This is a genomic window from Pseudomonas sp. Z18(2022) (genome assembly GCF_036346535.1).
Lineage (GTDB): Bacteria > Pseudomonadota > Gammaproteobacteria > Pseudomonadales > Pseudomonadaceae > Aquipseudomonas > Aquipseudomonas yamanorum_A.
On sequence record NZ_JAOTOA010000007.1, the window covers coordinates 112,387 to 131,479 of the forward strand.

A 19,093-nucleotide genomic window follows, 5' to 3' on the forward strand; every position below is an offset into this window, starting at 1 on the left:
TCGGCGTTCCTGGGCTACAGGCTGTTAGTACCCGGTGCGAATACGACGGGTTTGTAGCTGAATTTCCACCACTTGAACGGGTTCTGGAAAATCGAATAAGGGTTGTTTTTTTCCGGTTTGAATTCCTTATTTTCGATACTGTTGTTGTTTATGGCATCAGGGTTGTCCACCGGGTTTTCGCCGCTCTTATAGATAACGTTAGAGTCGCCTGTAATCTCTTCGGCGGAGTACCTGGCAATGATCTCTCCTGTATAGCCTTTAACAGGACGGTCGGTGAGCCGTTGAAATTCGGCGGCGAAAGAGTTTTCGCCGAGCTTTCCTGAGTAACAACTCAAAATTCGAATGTTGTCATAGTGTGAAACGATGACGCCGTTACGCTTTAGCGTGTTGTATAGCCCTTGCGGGGTGTGTTTTTTGCCGTTGTAGAAGATGTGCGTACCATCGCCGTGGGCAATGATGTTGAGTCGATGTTGGGTACCTTTTTTGTTCATGTCGGCAAAGGTGTAAAGGTTATCTTCGACTTTATTCAGGTTGTCTTTGGTCCCTGTGAGTGTGACCAGATTGCCATCCTTCGACACGGTTTCGGTGATGGGGGCCACTGGCGCCAGGGACGTTGGCTCCTTCTGCACTCGTACCAACTCAAAATCATTTGTCTTTGAATTGTATTCCCAGCTGTAATCTTTGGCCTTCAGGGCGTTAACGTTCGCCGGTACATCACCCGATCCGGACTCTGCCGCATAGGGCGCAAGTTCGTGCAGTAATTGCAGGCCCGATATTACTGCGGCAGCAGACCCGCCAATGCGATCGTCGGCTGTCATGCCATAAGTGGAGTCATGGACGCCGAAATAAATATTGCCCGCGTTGCCAAGGATGGGCACGTAACCAAAGGTGCGCCCCCACAATTCTTTCGCGTCCTTCCAGATTTGCTGCGAGGAACCAAACACTTCGGTCTGGTCGGACCACACCGCATTTTTGGCGTTCACCTCCTGGTATTTTGCCGCAATACTGGAGTCGAGGTTGCCGTACTTCAACCGATATTCGCTACCCCGTGATTCGGTATAGTTAAATGTCTCCCACACCGGTACTGCTTTATCTTTTAGGAGGCTGGAGTATCCCGGGTAGCTGGCATGATTGCCTGCGATCAAGTTGTCGAGCACATCCCCCGCCTTTGGCCAATGAGCATCTTTACCTCCTTGCCTATCGCTGGCATTGAAGCTACGCAGCAAATCATTTCGATTGCTTTTAGTCCAGTTGGAAAAATCTTCATCTCCCCTGATTTCATGGACGGCGCCGTTCTTCAAATCGATCATCAGGCCCTTATTGGGTCTATGATCATAATTGCCGTCATAGGGGGTATAAGGGATAAATGCATACCCCGCCAGTGGAAAGCCATATATGTTGGGGATAATGACTTGTCCATTATTTTCCAATGTACTATTAACCGCCTCTTGGCCTTCAGTGCTTAATTTTTTAAAACTTTCCTTGTTATTGGCCAGGCTTTGCAAGGTTCCCCGTGTTATATAGTTATCTGCTTTTCCTGAACGCTTCGTAATTTCTCCCGACTCATCCCGCATCGGCTTGGCTATTTCGTCTTCCCAGTAATTTTGGAGTTTCTTGCCAAGTGACTCCAGATCGTTAATCTTACTCTGATCTTTAGGCGCGATTTCCATCTGATGGAAATTGAGCAGACCGCCTCCTGGTGGCTTATCGTGCTTAAGGGCACCCGCTGCAATTTCCCATGCAAAGTAGGTGCGTGTGTCGGTATCGGTCAGGTGTTCCGGTTTCCATTTCCCTACGTAGGAGTTGAACGTTACCGTGATTTTTTTATTCGGGTCATACCCGGCTGCCAACAAGCCAGCACTGAAATATCCAGAGGGCTCCATGAATAAACGCACATTCTGGAACTTAACGTTTCTTTCGCCTTCGCTGCCACTTTCTATATTTCCGATTTGCGCCTTTACACGGTTGGCATAGGCGTCAACAAGCTGTTCCCGTTCCAGCAGAGAAAGCCCGGCTATAGGCGCAGAAGCGCTGCCCGATCCATAAATTGTTGTTTTGTAGGTATTGGATTCGAATGTGGAAGATGCAACCTCGTCAGAGCTGGTCTGTGATGTATTGTTTTCTAGGCTATATGTTTCACTATTGCTCAACGGTTGTGGGACTTTCTGTTCCTGTGACTCGGTGCGTTCTTCCTGGGTAGATCCGGGAATTGGTGCTGTTGGGTAACGGACAATACTATACTGAGTCGATGTTGTCATTTTATGTTACCTGGCAGGGTGCGGGATGCATATTTATGGCGCTGCGCCGTTGGATGAGCGACCACTTTCATTGGTGTAACCTCAAATGGCGTACGTGGTGAAGCGACATTGTTCTATCCACTTATGTGGATGGATATGCAGGAAGAGTTCCGAGTCATAAGTAAGTAAATATCATTTACGTATCAGGTTTTTTTACATGTTGGGTATTTTGCAGTCAACGATATAAGACGTGGACCATATTCAACGGCGCGCATATTGCCCGCTTGGTCGGAACTTCTGGATAAAAAAAGGCGCGAGCCCTATAGGGTCGCGCCATTCTTTTATCTTGAATAAGTTTATTGCTGGACTTCAATCACTCCGTCGGCACTCATGCTCACCTGGCTGGTGCCGGCTTCGACTTCCGGCGTCGGCGCCGAATCCATCGCAGCGGCTTTCATCATCATCCCGCCGCGGGCGTAGGGCTGTGGATAACCGTTGGTGTTGAAGTTCAGGTTGACGATTTTGTAGCCCTTGCCGCCCAGCGCGTCGGTGGCCAGTTGTGCACGGGCCTTGAACGCGGTGACCGCTTCTTTAAGCAAGGCATCTTCGCTGGCCTTGCGGGTCGGGTTGGCGATGGCGAAATCCATGCTGTCCATTTTCAGGTTGGTCAGCATGTCGCCGGTGAGCTTGGACAGCGCGGCAAAGTCGGCGCTTTCCATGCGCAGCTCGGCGCGTTCACGCCAGCCGGTGATTTTCTGGTTCTTGTTGTCGTAGATCGGGTAGCTGTTGCGGCTGCCCTGGCGCAAGGTCACGCCTTTGACTTCACGGGCCTGGGCCAGCGCCTTGTTCATGGTGGTGGTGATTTCGGCGGCCAGCTTGGCCGGGTCGGCGTTCTGCGACTCGGTGTACAGGGTGACGATCATCTGGTCGCGCGCCACTTCCTGGCTGACTTCGGCACGCAGGGAAATCTGGTTGTAATGCAGTTCATCAGCGGCCATGGCAGGCAGGCTGGCGAGGGTGGCGGCGCCGAGGGCGAGGGTGGCTGCACTGCGAATGAAACGTGACATGTAAGCTCCTTGAGATGTTCGTGTTCGGTAAGACTGTAGACGCAAGGTTTCAGTTCTTCGGGTTTACACATTCGCAACAAGTTACTCAATGCCGACGAACGGTCATGTTCCTGACCCCTGCGTCAAAGAGCCACACACGCCGTGCCAGCGCTGTCGCTTCGTTTATACTCCGTGCGATCCGCCTGCAGCGCTCATCGGGAGAGCTCATGCTCGCCGCCGTAAAACTGACTTCCGCCACCCGCCAGAACCTCTGGCGCCTGACGTTCATCCGCACCTTGGTGCTGGCCGCACAGGCCGGTTCGGTGGGGCTTGCCTATTGGTTCAAGCTGCTGCCGCTGCCTTGGTTGCAGTTGGCCGTGACCCTCGGCTTCTCGACCGTCTTGTGCGTGTTTACCGCCATCCGGCTGCGCACCACGTGGCCGGTGACCGAGTTGGAATACGCCCTGCAACTGGCCTGCGACCTGTTTATCCACAGTGTGTTGCTGTACTTCTCCGGTGGTTCCACCAACCCGTTTGTTTCTTATTACCTGGTGCCACTGACTATCGCTGCGGTGACCTTGCCATGGCGTTACTCGGTGGTGCTGTCGGGCATCGCCCTGGCCCTGTACACCCTGCTGCTCGCCCAGTTCTACCCGTTGCAGACCTTCCCCATCGCCCGGGAAAACCTGCAGATCTACGGCATGTGGCTGAGCTTCGCCCTGTCGGCGGCGGTCATCACCTTCTTTGCCGCACGAATGGCGGAAGAGCTGCGTCGCCAGGAAGAACTGCGCGCCATTCGCCGTGAAGAGGGCCTGCGAGACCAGCAACTGCTGGCCGTCGCCACCCAGGCTGCCGGCGCGGCCCATGAACTGGGGACGCCGCTGGCGACCATGAGCGTACTGCTCAAGGAAATGACCCAGGACCATCACGACCCGGCCCTGCAAGACGACCTCAGCGTGCTGCAGGAGCAGGTCAAGCAGTGCAAGTTGACGTTGCAGCAATTGGTGCGTGCCGCTGAAGCCAATCGTCGCCTCGCCGTGGAGATGCAAGACGTCACCCAGTGGCTGGACGAAGCCCTGAACCGCTGGCACCTGATGCGTCCCGAAGCCAGCTACCGTTTCCACCTGCTGGGCCAGGGCACAGTGCCGCGCATGGCGCCGCCGCCGGACCTGACCCAGGCGCTGCTGAACCTGCTGAACAACGCCGCCGATGCCTGCCCGGAGGGGCTGGAAGTGACCCTGAACTGGGACGCCGAAGACCTCACCATCAGCATTCGCGACCATGGCGCCGGTGTGCCGCTGGCGATTGCCGAGCAGATCGGCAAGCCATTCTTTACCACCAAAGGCAAAGGCTTCGGCCTGGGCCTGTTTTTGAGCAAGGCCAGCGTGACTCGCGCGGGCGGCTCAGTGAAACTCTATAGTCATGAGGAAGGCGGCACGCTCACCGAGCTGCGCCTGCCCCGTGTCGCACGAGGAGACATCGATGAGTGACGAGATCCAAGTCGAAGGCGAAGAACTGCCGCACCTGTTGCTGGTAGATGACGACGCCACCTTTACCCGCGTGATGGCCCGCGCCATGAGCCGTCGTGGCTTTCGCGTGAGCACCGCCGGTTCCGCCGAGGAAGGCCTGGCCATCGCCACCGCCGACCTGCCGGAATATGCCGCCCTGGACCTGAAAATGGACGGCGACTCCGGCCTGGTGCTGCTGCCCAAGCTGCTGGAGCTGGACCCGGAAATGCGCGTGGTGATCCTCACCGGCTATTCCAGCATTGCCACTGCTGTCGAGGCGATCAAGCGCGGCGCCTGCAACTACCTGTGCAAGCCGGCAGACGCCGACGACGTGCTGGCCGCCTTGCTCTCCGAGCACGCCGACCTCGACACCCTGGTGCCGGAAAACCCGATGTCGGTGGACCGCCTGCAGTGGGAACACATCCAGCGGGTGTTGACCGAGCACGAAGGCAATATCTCCGCCACTGCCCGCGCCCTGGGCATGCATCGCCGGACGTTGCAGCGCAAGCTGCAGAAGCGCCCGGTTCGACGTTGAACGGCGACTGAACAATCTGCTTCAGGCTGCACGGAGCCCCGGATCGATCGGCTATGATCGGTCCGACGCCTGTTCTTTATTTCCTATCGAGCCTGAACAATGAATCAGAACGCTGAGTATTCCGCGGTCAATGACGCGGTGCGTGGGCAATTTTTAAGGAAAGTCTGGGCGCTGATCACCCCTTACTGGCGCAGTGAGGAGAAGGGCAAGGCCTGGCTGTTGCTGCTGGTGGTGCTGGGGCTGTCGCTGTTCAGCGTGGCCGTGTCGGTGTGGTTCAACAGCTGGAACCGCGACTTCTATAACGCCCTGGAGAAGAAGGACTACGACGCCTTCACCCACTTGCTGATGTATTTCAGCGTGATCGCGGTGGTGGCGATCGTCACCGGGGTGTTCACCTCCTATCTGCAGCAGATGCTCACCATCCGCTGGCGGCGCTGGCTGACCGAAACCTACTTCGCCAAGTGGCTGAGCCAGAAGAACTACTACCACCTGGAATACGGCGGCTATACCGATAACCCGGACCAACGTATCTCCGAAGACCTCAACGCCTTCACCAGCAGCACCCTCAGCCTGGGCCTGGGTTTCATCAGTAACCTGGTGAGCCTGGTGTCGTTCTCGGTGATTTTGTGGGGCGTGTCCGGCAGCATCGAAGTGTGGGGCATCACCATTCCCGGCTACATGTTCTGGGCGGCGCTGGTGTATGCCGTGCTCGGCAGCTGGTTGACCCACTTGATTGGTCGAAAACTGATCGGCTTGAGCAACCGCCAACAACGGTTTGAGGCCGACTTGCGTTTCAGCCTGGTGCGGGTGCGCGAGAACGCCGAAAGCATCGCGCTGTTCAATGGCGAGCCGAATGAACACCAGCAGCTGAGCGCACGTTTCGGGCGGGTGTGGAGCAACTTCTGGAGCATCATGCAGCTCAAGAAGCGCCTGAATTTCTTCACCAGCGGTTACTCGCAGATTGCGATCATCTTTCCGTTTGTGGTGGCCGCGCCGCGCTACTTTTCCGGGCAGATAGAGCTGGGTGTGCTGATGCAGGTGGCCAGTGCGTTTGGCAGCGTGCAGGGCAGCCTGAGCTGGTTTGTCGACGCGTACACCGTGTTGGCCAGCTGGCGCGCTACCTGCGATCGTCTGCTGAGCTTTGGCGAGGCGATGGAAGAAAACGAAGGCCGCAACATGGGCATTGAGTTGCAGCGTCAGGGCGGCAATTTGCAGATGAACAACCTCAGCCTTGATCTGGCTGACGGTCGTCACCTGCTCGACGGCGCCAACCTGAGCGTCGCCGAAGGTGAACGCCTGATGCTCAGCGGCCGCTCCGGCAGCGGCAAATCAACCTTGCTGCGGGCCATGGGCAATCTGTGGCCGAACGGCCACGGCAACATCCGTCTGCCGGCCGAGCGTTACCTGTTCCTGCCGCAGAAGCCGTACCTGCCGATCGGCACCTTGCGCGGCGTGTTGAGTTATCCACAGGAGGAGGGCGCCTACCCGGCGGAACGTTATGCACAGGTGCTGGAAACCTGTCGCCTGGCACACCTGACTCCAAGGTTGGATGAAGCCAACCACTGGCAGCGCATGTTGTCACCGGGTGAGCAGCAACGCCTGGCCTTTGCCCGCGCGTTGTTGTTTGAACCGCAATGGCTGTACATGGATGAAGCCACGTCGGCGATGGATGAAGAGGACGAGGCGGCGCTGTATCAGGCGTTGATCGATGAGCTGCCGGGCTTGAGCATCGTCAGCGTCGGCCATCGCAGCAGCCTCAAGCGTTTCCATGGGCGGCATGTGCGGATCGAGAACGGGCAGCTGATCGAACAAAGCGTTTAGGGATGGCCGCGGGGTTTGGCGCACATCGCTAACCCCGCGTAGGCGTTCAGGAGGTGATTGAGAACTCCAGGGGGACGGACGACTGCCCGTGCGCCGTAAAGGAAACAACCCCTGTTCCTTTACTGAACGTACCTGAAAACGGGGTCTTCGATGTCTGGAAGGTTTCACTGTTGTCCTGTCCAGCGATGACTTGGCCGCTCCACAGTTGTGGTGGAGAAAACCTGTCATGCGTGACCAGTATTTGCGTGTCTATGCGATCGCCTTTTTTCAGGCCGGGAAAGGCGATGGTGAGATGAAAAAACTCCTTCAGGCTGGCCGTCAGCAGCGTGCCGTCTTTCACATCAGTGCTGGTGGGGGCTGGCCAGGTATGACGGTTTTTCAGCGGGATGATTTGCATGTGTCCGTTCCTTTGATGAAGTCCTCGTCCCGGAGTGCTGTGCTTGCAAGCACCCAGGTAGCGGATTCATTAGGGCCAATCCCGGCGCGGTTGCCTACTGTTAGAAATAACAGTGTCGATAAGCGGTCGGCTGGCGCTGACAAAAAAGCCCGGCTGATCATCGATCAGCCGGGCTTTTTCATGTCGCTTGAAAGCGTATTACTTTTTCAAGCCGTAATGCTCATCCAGCATCCCCGGGGCGTTTGGCGTTTTTGGCGCGTAGTCCCGTGGCGGTTCCTGATTTTCCCGGGGTGGGGTCAGGCGTTCCCGTGGCGCTTGCGGTGCATCGGAATGCAGCGCGGCCAGCAGGCGCTGGCGGGTGATGTCGTCCAGGGCCAGGCGGTTGGCACCCTCGGCGAGATGATCCTGTACTTCCTGGTAGCTCTGAGTGAGCTTTTTCACCAGGGTCGCGGTACTGTTGAAGTGGGTAACAACCTCGTTCTGATAACTGTCAAAACGTTCCTGAATGTCATCCAGCTGACGCTGCGTGCGGTTAGGCGCGGCATTCGGCAGCAGGCGGGCAACCAGGAATCCAATGGCGACACCGGCAACCAAGGCGAGAGTCGGCAACAACCAAACTAAGAGCGAGTGTTCCACGAGTCCTTCCTCTATAAACGGCTTTGCTTTACGTTAACGGCTCGGACCTGCGCTGTATACCGCGATTAAGCTCGCAATGATGCCATGCACAGACTTTTAGCTAGACGAGTCGACCCCTTGAGAGGTCACGGAGTTCCTTCCTTGCTGATGCGTGAAACCCCTGTTTTGATCGATGGCCCGGTAGGCCAACTGGAAGCCCTGTATCTGGATCACCCCGAGCCACGTGGCCTGGCGCTGATCTGCCACCCTAACCCGGTGCAGGGCGGCACCATGCTCAACAAAGTTGTATCGACCCTGCAACGCACCGCCCGCGATGCCGGCTTGATCACATTGCGATTCAATTATCGCGGTGTCGGCGCCAGCGCCGGTACGCACGATATGGGCACCGGTGAAGTCGACGACGCCGAAGCGGCCGCCACCTGGCTGCGTGAAAAACACCCCGATCTGCCGATTACCCTGCTGGGGTTTTCCTTCGGCGGATTTGTGGCGGCCACCCTCGGCGGCCGCCTGGAAGCCAAGGGCGAGAAACTTGCACACCTGTTCATGGTGGCCGCGGCCGTGATGCGCCTGCGGGATAACGATGTGCTACCACAAGGCTGCCCATTGACCGTGATCCAGCCGGAAACCGACGAAGTGGTCGACCCGCAACTGGTCTACGACTGGTCCGCCGCCCTGAATCGCCCCCATGAGCTTCTGAAAGTGGCAGAATGCGGACACTTTTTTCATGGCAAGCTGACCGATCTCAAGGATCTTGTGCTGCCACGTCTTTCGAATTGATGACAAGCGATCACCCATGACGACCCGTACCCGCATCCTCACCGGCATCACCACCACCGGCACGCCGCACCTGGGCAACTACGCCGGCGCGATTCGCCCGGCGATCCTTGCCAGCCAGGACGCCAATGCCGACTCCTTCTACTTCCTGGCCGACTACCACGCCCTGATCAAGTGCGATGACCCGCAGCGCATCCAGCGCTCGCGTATGGAAATCGCTGCGACCTGGCTGGCCGGTGGCCTGGATGTGAACCGGGTGACGTTCTATCGCCAGTCCGACATCCCGGAAATTCCCGAGCTGACCTGGCTGCTGACCTGCGTAGCGGCCAAGGGCCTGCTCAACCGTGCGCACGCCTACAAGGCCTCGGTGGACAAGAACCTGGAAAACGGCGAAGACCCGGATGCGGGCATCACCATGGGCCTGTACAGCTACCCGGTGCTGATGGCAGCGGACATCCTGATGTTCAATGCCCACAAGGTGCCGGTCGGTCGTGACCAGATCCAGCACGTGGAAATGGCCCGGGACATCGGCCAGCGCTTCAACCACCTGTTTGGCAAGGGCAAGGAATTCTTCACCATGCCCGAGGCGTTGATCGAAGAAAGCGTCGCCACCTTGCCGGGCCTGGATGGCCGCAAGATGTCGAAGAGCTACGACAACACCATCCCGCTGTTCACCAGCGCCAAGGAGATGAAGGACGCGATCTCGCGCATCGTCACCGACTCCCGCGCGCCGGGCGAAGCGAAGGACCCGGACAACTCCCACCTGTTCACCCTGTACCAGGCATTTGCCACCAAGGCCCAGGAAGAAGAATTCCGCGGCGAACTGCTGCAAGGCCTGGGCTGGGGCGAGGCGAAGAACCGTCTGTTCCAATTGCTGGACGGCCAACTGGGTGAAGCGCGCGAGCGTTACCACCAACTGATGTCGCGCCCGTCGGACATGGAAGACCTGCTGCTGATCGGCGCCCGCAAAGCCCGCGCCGTGGCTGCACCGTTCCTGGCCGAGCTGCGTGAAGCGGTGGGCCTGCGTTCGTTTGTCAACCCGGTCGCCGTTGCCGCCACCACCAAGAAGAAAGCCGCGAAAGCCGCGCGTTTTGTGAGCTTTCGCGAAGACGACGGCAGCTTCCGTTTCCGTTTGCTGGCGGCCGAAGGCGAGCAATTGCTGTTGTCGCGCAACTTTGCCGACGGCAAAACCGCTGGCGCTGTGACCAAGCAGCTGCAATCGGGTCAGGCGCTGGATGTACGCAGTGAAGACTTGAGCTTCAGCGTGTGGCTGGAAGGTGCTGCCGTCGCCGATAGCCCGGCGTTCGCCGACAGCGCCTCGCGTGACGCGGCCATCGAAGCCTTGCGCGTTGCGTTGACCCCAATCGAGGATTGACCCGACCAAGGGTTGATTGCCATTCTTCAGGGCCGTCGTTACAGTGGCGGCCCGTTTTTGTTGCCTTGCTAACGAATTATGACGCCCCTAGAACGATATCAAGCTGATCTGAAACGCCCCGAATTCTTCCATGACGCTGCCCAGGAAACTGCGGTGCGCCATTTGCAGCGCCTGTACGACGATCTGGTCCAGGCCTCGCAGAACAAGCCGGGCATGTTCAGCAAGTTGTTTGGCAAGAAAGACCACACGCCGGTCAAGGGCCTGTATTTCTGGGGTGGTGTTGGCCGGGGCAAGACTTACCTGGTGGACACTTTCTTCGAGGCGCTGCCGTTCAAGGAAAAGGTCCGTACTCACTTCCACCGCTTCATGAAGCGCGTGCACGAAGAGATGAAGACCCTGCCGGGCGAGAAGAACCCGCTGACCATCATCGCCAAGCGCTTCTCGGAAGAGGCCCGGGTGATCTGTTTCGATGAGTTCTTCGTGTCCGACATCACCGACGCGATGATCCTCGGCACCCTGATGGAAGAGCTGTTCAAGAACGGTGTGACCCTGGTCGCCACGTCGAACATCGTGCCCGACGGCCTGTACAAGGACGGCCTGCAACGCGCGCGCTTCCTGCCGGCCATCGCCCTGATCAAGCAGAACACCGACATCGTCAACGTCGACAGCGGCGTCGACTACCGCCTGCGTCACCTCGAGCAAGCCGAACTGTTCCACTATCCGCTCAACGAAGTGGCCCAGGAAAGCCTGCGCAAGAGCTTCCGTGCGCTGACGCCGGAATGCACCCAGGCGATCGAAAACGACAAGCTGATCATTGAAAACCGCGAAATCATTGCGCTGCGCACCTGCGATGACGTGGCCTGGTTCGATTTCCGCGAGCTGTGCGACGGCCCTCGCAGCCAGAACGACTACATCGAACTGGGCAAGATCTTCCATGCGGTGATCCTGAGCGGTGTCGAGCAGATGAGCGTCACCACCGACGACATCGCGCGGCGCTTTATCAACATGGTCGATGAATTCTACGACCGTAACGTCAAGCTGATCATCTCGGCGGAAGTCGAGCTCAAGGACCTCTACACGGGCGGTCGCTTGAACTTTGAATTCCAACGGACCTTGAGCCGCTTGCTGGAAATGCAGTCCCACGAGTTCCTGTCGCGGGCGCACAAGCCGTAAGCGATGTGCTCGAAATGAAAAAGGCCCGCAGCGATGCGGGCCTTTTTTTATGCAAAATTTCCAGATCAACAGAAATCAACTGTGGGAGCCGGGCTTGCCCTCGATAGCGGTCTGGCAGCTAATGCAGCTGGTGCCTGACACGCCGCCATCGCAGGCAAGCCAGCTCCCACATTTGTACTGTGTACACCCTTTGGTTATGCGGCCTGCTGGAACTGCTGGCGATACTGGTTGGGCGACAGCTCGGTGTGCTGCCGGAACAGCCGCGCAAAGAAGCTCGCGTCGTCGTAACCCACTTCGTAGCTGATGGTCTTGATGCTTTTGCGGCTACCGGACAGCAAGCCCTTGGCCGTCTCGATGCGCAGGCGTTGCAGGTAGTGCAGCGGCTTGTCACCCGTGGCGGTCTGGAAGCGGCGCATGAAGTTGCGGATGCTCATGCCGTGTTCCCGGGCCACGTCTTCGAAGCGGAACTTGTCGGCGAAGTGCTCTTCGAGCCAGTGCTGGATTTGCAGGATAATCACGTCCTGGTGCAGCTTCTGGCCGCCAAACCCGATACGCCCCGGTGCATAGCTGCGCTGCACTTCATAGAGGATGTCGCGGGCCACGGCCTGGGCGATGTTGGCGCCGCAGAAACGTTCGATCAGGTAGATGTAGAGGTCGCAGGCCGAGGTGGTGCCGCCGGCGCAGTACAGGTTGTCGGCGTCGGTCAGGTGCTTGTCCTGGTTCAGTTGCACCTTGGGGAAGCGTTCGCTGAAGGCGTTGAAGAAACGCCAGTAGGTGGTCGCCTCCTTGCCGTCCAGCAGGCCGGCTTCGGCAAGCCAGAACACCCCGGTGGCTTCGCCGCACAGCACCGCGCCACGGGCATGTTGTTCGCGCAGCCAGGGCAGCACTTGGGGGTAGCGTTGGCACAGCGAGTCAAAGTCGTCCCAGAAGGCCGGGAGTACGATGATGTCGGCGTTTTCGAGGCCGCCGTCCACCGGCATGATCACATCGCTGAAGCTGCGCACCGATTGCCCGTCGGGGCTGACCAGGCGGGTTTCAAACGCGGGAGTAAGGCCCTGGCCCAGCTGTTTGCCGTAGCGCAGGCTGGCGAGGTGAAAGAAATCCTTGGCTTGCATGAGGGTTGAAGCGAATACCCGATCAATGGCCAAAATGCTGACGCGCCGCAAGGGCGTGGAGATTTGGTTAGACATAATTTCATTTATTCTTATAGGGGAAAGTGGTCACCAGACGGCTGGATCGTCTTATTTTTTGTCGCATGTGTCCAGTGTCCCGTGACGCCTTCGCGGCTTAGGCTCTGTGATCCCGGTCTTGTCCGACAATTCACGCAGGTGACCCATGATTCCCAGAACCTTGTTCAGCTCGGAGCACGAACTCTTCCGCCAGAGCGTGCGCACCTTCCTCGAAAAAGACGCGGCGCCGTTCCACGGGCAATGGGAAAAGCAGGGCTACATTGATCGCAACCTGTGGAACAAGGCAGGGGAGGCGGGGATGCTCTGCTCGCACCTGCCGGAGGAGTACGGCGGCCTCGGGGCGGACTTTCTCTACAGCGCGGTGGTGATCGAGGAGATCAGCCGGCTGGGGCTGACCGGGATTGGTTTCTCCCTGCATTCGGACATCGTCGCGCCTTACATCCTGCATTACGGCAGTGAGGCGCTGAAGCACAAATACCTGCCCAAGCTGATCTCCGGGGAGATGGTCACGGCCATCGCCATGACCGAACCGGGTGCCGGGTCGGACCTGCAAGGGGTCAAGACCACAGCGGTGCTGGACGGTGATGAATACGTGATCAACGGCTCCAAGACCTTCATCACTAATGGCTTTCTGGCGGACCTGGTGATCGTTGTCGCCAAGACCGATCCCAAGGCCGGCGCCAAAGGCACCAGCCTGTTCCTGGTGGAAGCCAACACGCCGGGATTCGACAAGGGCAAGCGCCTGGAGAAGGTCGGAATGAAGGCCCAGGATACGTCGGAGCTGTTCTTCCAAGATGTGCGCGTACCCAAGGAAAACTTGCTGGGCCAGGCGGGGATGGGCTTTGCCTATCTGATGCAGGAGTTGCCCCAGGAGCGCCTGACGGTGGCGATTGGTGCGTTGTCGTCAGCCGAGGCGGCGTTGCAGTGGACGCTGGAGTACACCCGCGACCGCAAGGCGTTCGGCAAGGCGATCATTGATTTCCAGAACACCCGTTTCAAGTTGGCGGAGATTGCTACGGAAACCCAGATTGGCCGGGTGTTTGTCGACAAATGCATGGAGCTGCATCTGGAAGGCAAGCTGGATGTGCCAACGGCGGCGATGGCCAAGTACTGGGCCACGGACCTGCAGTGCAAGGTGCTGGATGAGTGCGTGCAGTTGCACGGAGGCTACGGCTTCATGTGGGAATACCCGATCGCGCGGGCGTGGGCGGATGCGCGGGTGCAGCGGATTTATGCGGGGACCAACGAGATCATGAAGGAGATTATTGCGCGGGCACTTTGAATCTTCGGTGTGGCTGATGATGCTATCGCGGGCAAGCCCGGCTCCCACAGTTGGAATGCATTTTCCTGTGGGAGCTGGCTTGCCTGCGATAGCTATCTAAAGGTCAATCACGGCGCAGGATTCGGATGATCCTTCTGGATCGCCTCAATCCCCGCCAACACTTCATCCGACAGTTTCAGGTCGGCACTGGCAATGTTGCTGTCCAGTTGCTCCAGGGTAGTGGCGCCAATGATGTTGCTGGTCACGAACGGTTGCTGGGTCACAAATGCCAATGCCATCTGCGCCGGGTCCAGGCCGTGCTCACGGGCCAATGCCACATAACGGCTGCACGCTGCTTCCGATTGCGCATTGAAGTAGCGGCTGAAGCGGCTGTAGAGGCTCAGGCGGCCCTTGGCCGGGCGTGCGCCACCTTCGTATTTGCCGCTGAGCATGCCGAACGCCAGCGGTGAATAAGCCAGCAACCCACACTGTTCACGAATCGCGATTTCCGCCAGGCCCACTTCAAAGCTGCGGTTGAGCAGGTTGTAGGGGTTCTGGATCGACACCGCGCGGGTCCAGCCGCGGGCTTCGGCCAGGGCCAGGAACTTCATGGTGCCCCACGGCGTTTCGTTGGACAGGCCGATGTGGCGGATCTTGCCGGCCTTGACCTGTTCATCCAGGGCTTCGAGGGTTTCCTCCAGCGGCGTCAGGTCCTCTTCAGCTTTGTGCTTGTAGCCCAGTTGGCCGAAAAAGTTGGTGCTGCGCTCGGGCCAGTGCAGTTGGTAGAGGTCGATCCAGTCGGTTTGCAGGCGTTTGAGGCTCGCGTCCAGGGCTTCTGTGATGTGCTTGCGGTTGTGCTTGAGGCTGCCGTCGCGGATGTAGTCGATGGTGTTGCCGGGGCCGGCGATCTTGCTGGCGAGGATCCAGTCGGCACGGTCGCCGCGGCTTTTGAAGTAATTACCGATATAGCGCTCGGTGGTGGCGTAGGTATCTGCCTTGGGCGGCACCGGGTACATTTCTGCGGTGTCGATGAAGTTGATGCCCGCGGCCTTGGCCCGTTCGATCTGTGCGAAGGCCTCTGCCTCGCTGTTCTGCTCGCCCCAGGTCATGGTGCCCAAGGCTATCGCGCTCACGTTCAGATCGGTTCGGCCCAGCTGTCGATAGTCCATCGGGTACTCCTTCGGGGAAAACAATCATAAAAGCAGGTTGAAATTTTTTTGGCAATCTGCATAATTGCCCACCTCTTTCTGCAGTGGAAGTGATGCGCCGCCTGCCGAAGAATCTTGCCGTTGAACGGACGCGCCGACCCGAGCCCCCGATAGCGTCTGTATCCGGCTGCCTTTGACTTGTCAAAGTACGCACTATTCAGTAAGATCCGCCGTCTAATTTACATGGCGGCCCCTGAGGCTATTAAAGAATGACAACTTTTACTGCAAAACCAGAAACAGTTCAGCGCGACTGGTTTGTCGTCGACGCCGCTGGTCAGACCCTGGGTCGTCTGGCCACTGAAGTCGCCAGCCGTCTGCGTGGCAAGCACAAGCCTGAGTACACCCCTCACGTTGATACCGGTGACTACATTGTCATCATCAACGCCGAGCAGGTACGTGTTACCGGCAACAAAGCGCAAGACAAAATGTACTACCGTCACTCCGGTTTCCCAGGCGGTATCAAGTCTTCGAACTTCGAAGGCCTGATCTCCAAAAAGCCTGAAGCCCCGATTGAAATCGCGGTCAAAGGTATGCTGCCGAAGGGCCCACTGGGTCGCGACATGTATCGCAAGCTGAAAGTCTATGCGGGCGCTGCTCACCCTCATGCTGCTCAGCAGCCCCAAGAACTGAAGTTTTAACGGAATAGTTCATTATGTCGGCGACTCAAAATTACGGCACTGGCCGTCGCAAAACCGCTACCGCTCGCGTTTTCCTGCGTCCGGGTACTGGTAACATCTCGATCAACAACCGCACTCTGGAAAATTTCTTCGGTCGCGAAACTGCCCGCATGGTAGTTCGTCAGCCGCTGGAATTGACCGAGACCGTTGAAAAGTTCGACATCTACGTCACCGTTATCGGTGGCGGTGTAAGTGGTCAAGCTGGCGCAATCCGCCACGGTATCACTCGCGCTCTGATGCAGTACGACGAAACCCTGCGTGGCGCTCTGCGCAAAGCTGGCTTCGTTACTCGCGATGCTCGTGAAGTTGAACGTAAGAAAGTTGGTCTGCGTAAAGCGCGTAAGCGTCCGCAGTACTCGAAGCGTTAATTCGCTTTTACGTTCCAGAAAACGCCCAGCCTCCTCACGGAGCTGGGCGTTTTTTATTGCCTGCTATTTATGTAAAAAAATCTCTGTGACAACTTGCCACATCCGTAGAGCCCCTATACTCAAAGGCTTGGAGCTGGTGCCGGGGGTAATTACCTTGTCAGACGTGGGGCTTTTCATTACCATTCGGCAAAATTTTTATAAGTTCAGATTTAACACTTAGTAGACGCCTGATTTAACAGGCCACAAAGCTGATGGGAGAGGACTGAATGAGCAATGACGGCGTGAATGCAGGCCGGCGTCGCTTCTTGGTAGCAGCCACATCCGTGGTGGGTGCTGCAGGAGCGGTGGGGGCTGCGGTCCCGTTCGTGGGGTCATGGTTTCCCAGTGCCAAGGCGAAAGCCGCAGGTGCACCGGTGAAGGTGAATGTCAGCAAGATCGATCCAGGCCAGCAAATGATTGCTGAGTGGCGCGGTCAGCCAGTGTTCATCGTTCGTCGTACCGAGGAAATCCTGGGAAATCTGAAGAAGATCGAGGGCCAACTGTCTGACCCCGACTCGAAGAATTCCGACCAACCCGCTTACGTCGATAAGGAAATTCGCTCGATCAAGCCGGAGATTCTGCTGCTGATCGGTATCTGCACCCACTTGGGTTGCTCTCCCACCTTCCGCCCGGAAGTGGCGCCCGCGGACCTGGGCAAGGACTGGGTCGGGGGCTATTTCTGCCCGTGCCACGGTTCTCACTACGACCTCGCTGGCCGCGTCTACAAGTCACAACCCGCACCACTGAACCTGCCAGTTCCGCCACATCACTACGAGACTGACAGTGTCATTGTCATTGGCGTCGACGAGGGGGAGAAAGCCTGATGAGCAAGTTCATGGATTGGGTGGATGCGCGCTTCCCCGCGACCAAAATGTGGGAAGACCACCTCAGCAAGTACTACGCACCGAAGAATTTCAACTTCTTCTATTTCTTTGGCTCCCTGGCACTTCTGGTACTGGTCAACCAGATCGTTACCGGTGTCTGGCTGACGATGAGCTACACCCCGTCGGCCGAAGAAGCCTTTGCCTCCGTCGAATACATCATGCGCGACGTCGAGTACGGCTCGATCCTGCGTCTGCTGCACTCCACCGGCGCCTCGGCGTTCTTCATCGTGGTCTACATGCACATGTTCCGTGGCTTGCTCTACGGTTCGTACCAGAAGCCCCGCGAGCTGGTGTGGGTGTTCGGCATGCTGATCTACCTGGCGCTGATGGCCGAGGCCTTCATGGGTTACCTGCTGCCGTGGGGCCAGATGTCCTACTGGGGCGCCCAGGTGATCATCTCGCTGTTCGGCGCGATCCCGGTCATCGGCAACGACCTGACCCAGTGGATTCGTGGTGACTACCTGATTTCCGGGATCACCCTGAACCGCTTCTTTGCCTTGCACGTGGTGGCCTTGCCGATCGTGATCCTGGGCCTGGTAGTGCTGCACATCCTGGCATTGCACGAAGTGGGTTCGAACAACCCCGACGGCGTGGACATCAAGAAGCACAAAGACGAAAACGGCGTACCGCTGGACGGCATTCCTTTCCACCCGTATTACACGGTGAAAGACATTGTCGGCGTGGTGGTGTTCCTGTTCATCTTCTGCTCGATCGTGTTCTTTTTCCCGGAGATGGGCGGTTATTTCCTCGAGAAACCCAACTTCGAACAGGCGAACGCGTTCAAGACCCCGGAACACATTGCCCCGGTCTGGTACTTCACTCCGTTCTACGCAATCTTGCGAGCGATTCCCGACAAACTCATGGGCGTTATCGCCATGGGCGCGGCGATTGCGGTGCTGTTCGTGCTGCCCTGGCTCGACCGTAGCCCGGTCAAGTCCATGCGCTACAAGGGCTGGCTGAGCAAGATCTGGCTGTGGGTGTTCTGCATTGCGTTCGTGATCCTGGGTGTACTGGGCGTGTTGGCGCCGACCCCGGAGCGGACGTTGTTGTCGCAGGTCTGCACCTTCCTGTACTTCGCCTACTTCATTCTGATGCCGTTCTACACCCGGCTCGAGAAGACCAAACCGGTACCGGAAAGGGTGACTGGCTGATGAAAAAATTATTCGTTGCATTCATTCTTGCGGCCCTGCCGCTGCTGTCTTTCGCCGCTGAACACGGCCCAGAGCTGGAAAAAGTCGACATCGATGTGTCGGACAAGGCTGCGATGCAGGACGGGCTGCGCACGTTCACCAACTACTGCATGGGCTGCCACAGCGCCAAGTTCCAGCGTTACGAGCGCGTAGCCGATGACCTGGGCATTCCCCATGACGTGATGCTCAGCCACTCGGTGTTTACCGGTGCGAAGATCGGCGACCACATGACCATCGGCATGCAACCTGCCGACGCCAAGACCTGGTTCGGGGCTGCACCGCCCGACCTGACCCTGGTGGCCCGTGTGCGTGGCACCGATTGGCTCTACGGCTACCTGAAATCCTTCTACGAAGACCCGACGCGTCCCTACGGCGTGAACAATAAAGTGTTCCCGAACGTCGGTATGCCTAACGTTCTGGTCGGCCTGCAAGGCCGCCAAGTGGTAGGATGCAAGCAAGTACAAATCGTCGAAGACGGCAAGAAGCAGTATGATCCGCTCACCGGTACGCCTTTGACTCATGAAGCGTGCGATCAGCTGACCATAGTGCCGAAGACCGGCGCGCTGAACGAAGAGCAGTTCGACGAGAAGGTCAAGAATCTGGTGACCTTCCTGGCCTACTCGGCCAACCCAGTGAAGCTGCAGCATCAGCGCATTGGTACCTATGTGTTGCTGTACCTGGCCTTCTTCTTCGTGTTCGCCTATCTGCTGAAACGCGAATACTGGAAGGATGTGCATTGATCCAACCGTAAGTAATTGCTGTTAATCTTGCGCG

General features: G+C 57.8%; 18 protein-coding genes. 12 read left to right on the plus strand and 6 right to left on the minus strand.

The window, feature by feature from the left end; all coding sequences use genetic code 11:
* Positions 1–14: 14 nt before the first annotated feature.
* The gene (locus tag V3W39_RS16795; RefSeq protein ID WP_330212990.1) at positions 15–2,258 is read right to left on the minus strand and encodes a hypothetical protein; all 2,244 of its coding nucleotides are present in this window, start codon (positions 2,256–2,258) and stop codon (positions 15–17) included.
* A 335-nt stretch (positions 2,259–2,593) separates the two neighbouring features.
* The gene (locus V3W39_RS16800; protein WP_330212991.1) at positions 2,594–3,304 is read right to left on the minus strand and encodes an SIMPL domain-containing protein; all 711 of its coding nucleotides are present in this window, start codon (positions 3,302–3,304) and stop codon (positions 2,594–2,596) included.
* Positions 3,305–3,510: 206 nt separating this feature from the next.
* Here V3W39_RS16800 and V3W39_RS16805 point away from each other — a divergent pair, with 206 nt between their 5' ends.
* The 3 genes from V3W39_RS16805 to V3W39_RS16815 all read left to right on the plus strand — a co-directional run bounded on the left by V3W39_RS16805 (position 3,511) and on the right by V3W39_RS16815 (position 7,147).
* Complete coding sequence (locus V3W39_RS16805; protein WP_177043419.1) at positions 3,511–4,773, plus strand: ATP-binding protein; 1,263 nt, start codon at positions 3,511–3,513, stop codon at positions 4,771–4,773.
* The gene (locus tag V3W39_RS16810; RefSeq protein ID WP_003216016.1) at positions 4,766–5,326 is read left to right on the plus strand and encodes a response regulator transcription factor; all 561 of its coding nucleotides are present in this window, start codon (positions 4,766–4,768) and stop codon (positions 5,324–5,326) included. The genes V3W39_RS16805 and V3W39_RS16810 overlap by 8 nt, the downstream gene beginning before the upstream one ends.
* A gap of 99 nt (positions 5,327–5,425) precedes the next feature.
* Positions 5,426–7,147: an ABC transporter ATP-binding protein/permease gene (locus V3W39_RS16815; protein ID WP_177113441.1), complete on the plus strand. Its 1,722-nt coding sequence runs from the start codon at positions 5,426–5,428 to the stop codon at positions 7,145–7,147.
* A 46-nt stretch (positions 7,148–7,193) separates the two neighbouring features.
* On the opposite strand, the gene V3W39_RS16820 is transcribed toward V3W39_RS16815, so the two are convergent.
* The gene (locus tag V3W39_RS16820) at positions 7,194–7,544 is read right to left on the minus strand and encodes a hypothetical protein (RefSeq protein ID WP_177043421.1); all 351 of its coding nucleotides are present in this window, start codon (positions 7,542–7,544) and stop codon (positions 7,194–7,196) included.
* 198 nt (positions 7,545–7,742) lie between these two features.
* Complete coding sequence (locus V3W39_RS16825) at positions 7,743–8,180, minus strand: YhcB family protein (protein ID WP_010170781.1); 438 nt, start codon at positions 8,178–8,180, stop codon at positions 7,743–7,745.
* A 147-nt stretch (positions 8,181–8,327) separates the two neighbouring features.
* Here V3W39_RS16825 and V3W39_RS16830 point away from each other — a divergent pair, with 147 nt between their 5' ends.
* The 3 genes from V3W39_RS16830 (at position 8,328) to zapE (ending at position 11,502) form a co-directional block, all read left to right on the plus strand.
* A complete protein-coding gene (locus tag V3W39_RS16830) occupies positions 8,328–8,957 on the plus strand; it encodes an alpha/beta hydrolase (RefSeq protein WP_026078004.1) in 630 nt (209 codons plus the stop codon).
* Positions 8,958–8,973: 16 nt separating this feature from the next.
* Positions 8,974–10,329 carry a tryptophan--tRNA ligase gene (locus V3W39_RS16835; protein ID WP_177077920.1) on the plus strand — a complete coding sequence of 452 codons (1,356 nt, stop codon included), beginning with the start codon at positions 8,974–8,976 and terminating at the stop codon, positions 10,327–10,329.
* Positions 10,330–10,407: 78 nt separating this feature from the next.
* Positions 10,408–11,502 (plus strand): cell division protein ZapE, encoded by a 1,095-nt coding sequence (gene zapE / locus V3W39_RS16840; RefSeq protein WP_177043424.1) that lies wholly within the window; start codon positions 10,408–10,410, stop codon positions 11,500–11,502.
* A gap of 194 nt (positions 11,503–11,696) precedes the next feature.
* On the opposite strand, the gene V3W39_RS16845 is transcribed toward zapE, so the two are convergent.
* Positions 11,697–12,617, minus strand: coding sequence for a GlxA family transcriptional regulator (locus V3W39_RS16845; RefSeq protein WP_172834601.1), 921 nt, complete (start codon positions 12,615–12,617; stop codon positions 11,697–11,699).
* A gap of 220 nt (positions 12,618–12,837) precedes the next feature.
* On the opposite strand from V3W39_RS16845, the gene V3W39_RS16850 reads away from it, so the two are divergent.
* The gene (locus tag V3W39_RS16850; protein WP_003216028.1) at positions 12,838–13,974 is read left to right on the plus strand and encodes an acyl-CoA dehydrogenase family protein; all 1,137 of its coding nucleotides are present in this window, start codon (positions 12,838–12,840) and stop codon (positions 13,972–13,974) included.
* A gap of 107 nt (positions 13,975–14,081) precedes the next feature.
* Here the strand turns inward: V3W39_RS16850 and V3W39_RS16855 are convergent, their stop codons facing one another.
* The gene (locus V3W39_RS16855; RefSeq protein WP_177043425.1) at positions 14,082–15,122 is read right to left on the minus strand and encodes an NADP(H)-dependent aldo-keto reductase; all 1,041 of its coding nucleotides are present in this window, start codon (positions 15,120–15,122) and stop codon (positions 14,082–14,084) included.
* Positions 15,123–15,370: 248 nt separating this feature from the next.
* Here V3W39_RS16855 and rplM point away from each other — a divergent pair, with 248 nt between their 5' ends.
* The 5 genes from rplM (at position 15,371) to V3W39_RS16880 (ending at position 19,059) form a co-directional block, all read left to right on the plus strand.
* A complete protein-coding gene (rplM, locus tag V3W39_RS16860; protein WP_003216032.1) occupies positions 15,371–15,799 on the plus strand; it encodes a 50S ribosomal protein L13 in 429 nt (142 codons plus the stop codon).
* A gap of 14 nt (positions 15,800–15,813) precedes the next feature.
* Positions 15,814–16,206 carry a 30S ribosomal protein S9 gene (gene rpsI / locus V3W39_RS16865; RefSeq protein WP_003216038.1) on the plus strand — a complete coding sequence of 131 codons (393 nt, stop codon included), beginning with the start codon at positions 15,814–15,816 and terminating at the stop codon, positions 16,204–16,206.
* A gap of 266 nt (positions 16,207–16,472) precedes the next feature.
* Positions 16,473–17,069, plus strand: coding sequence for a ubiquinol-cytochrome c reductase iron-sulfur subunit (gene petA, locus V3W39_RS16870; protein WP_003216040.1), 597 nt, complete (start codon positions 16,473–16,475; stop codon positions 17,067–17,069).
* Positions 17,069–18,280: a cytochrome b gene (locus tag V3W39_RS16875; RefSeq protein WP_003216042.1), complete on the plus strand. Its 1,212-nt coding sequence runs from the start codon at positions 17,069–17,071 to the stop codon at positions 18,278–18,280. Before petA ends, V3W39_RS16875 begins: the two co-directional genes overlap by 1 nt.
* Positions 18,280–19,059, plus strand: a complete 780-nt coding sequence (locus tag V3W39_RS16880; protein ID WP_010170751.1) for a cytochrome c1 — start codon at positions 18,280–18,282, stop codon at positions 19,057–19,059. The genes V3W39_RS16875 and V3W39_RS16880 overlap by 1 nt, the downstream gene beginning before the upstream one ends.
* Positions 19,060–19,093 lie beyond the last annotated feature (34 nt).

Bases quoted from the DNA above. Each gene is read 5' to 3' on its own strand.
- V3W39_RS16830 (WP_026078004.1), top strand. From the start codon at position 8,328: ATGCGTGAAACCCCTGTTTTGATCGATGGCCCGGTAGGCCAACTGGAA.
- V3W39_RS16845 (WP_172834601.1), bottom strand. From the start codon at position 12,617: ATGCAAGCCAAGGATTTCTTTCACCTCGCCAGCCTGCGCTACGGCAAA.
- rplM (WP_003216032.1), top strand. From the start codon at position 15,371: ATGACAACTTTTACTGCAAAACCAGAAACAGTTCAGCGCGACTGGTTT.
- V3W39_RS16805 (WP_177043419.1), top strand. From the start codon at position 3,511: ATGCTCGCCGCCGTAAAACTGACTTCCGCCACCCGCCAGAACCTCTGG.
- V3W39_RS16855 (WP_177043425.1), bottom strand. From the start codon at position 15,122: ATGGACTATCGACAGCTGGGCCGAACCGATCTGAACGTGAGCGCGATA.
- petA (WP_003216040.1), top strand. From the start codon at position 16,473: ATGAGCAATGACGGCGTGAATGCAGGCCGGCGTCGCTTCTTGGTAGCA.
- rpsI (WP_003216038.1), top strand. From the start codon at position 15,814: ATGTCGGCGACTCAAAATTACGGCACTGGCCGTCGCAAAACCGCTACC.
- V3W39_RS16835 (WP_177077920.1), top strand. From the start codon at position 8,974: ATGACGACCCGTACCCGCATCCTCACCGGCATCACCACCACCGGCACG.
- V3W39_RS16815 (WP_177113441.1), top strand. From the start codon at position 5,426: ATGAATCAGAACGCTGAGTATTCCGCGGTCAATGACGCGGTGCGTGGG.
- V3W39_RS16795 (WP_330212990.1), bottom strand. From the start codon at position 2,258: ATGACAACATCGACTCAGTATAGTATTGTCCGTTACCCAACAGCACCA.
- V3W39_RS16850 (WP_003216028.1), top strand. From the start codon at position 12,838: ATGATTCCCAGAACCTTGTTCAGCTCGGAGCACGAACTCTTCCGCCAG.
- V3W39_RS16875 (WP_003216042.1), top strand. From the start codon at position 17,069: ATGAGCAAGTTCATGGATTGGGTGGATGCGCGCTTCCCCGCGACCAAA.
- V3W39_RS16880 (WP_010170751.1), top strand. From the start codon at position 18,280: ATGAAAAAATTATTCGTTGCATTCATTCTTGCGGCCCTGCCGCTGCTG.
- zapE (WP_177043424.1), top strand. From the start codon at position 10,408: ATGACGCCCCTAGAACGATATCAAGCTGATCTGAAACGCCCCGAATTC.
- V3W39_RS16810 (WP_003216016.1), top strand. From the start codon at position 4,766: ATGAGTGACGAGATCCAAGTCGAAGGCGAAGAACTGCCGCACCTGTTG.
- V3W39_RS16820 (WP_177043421.1), bottom strand. From the start codon at position 7,544: ATGCAAATCATCCCGCTGAAAAACCGTCATACCTGGCCAGCCCCCACC.
- V3W39_RS16800 (WP_330212991.1), bottom strand. From the start codon at position 3,304: ATGTCACGTTTCATTCGCAGTGCAGCCACCCTCGCCCTCGGCGCCGCC.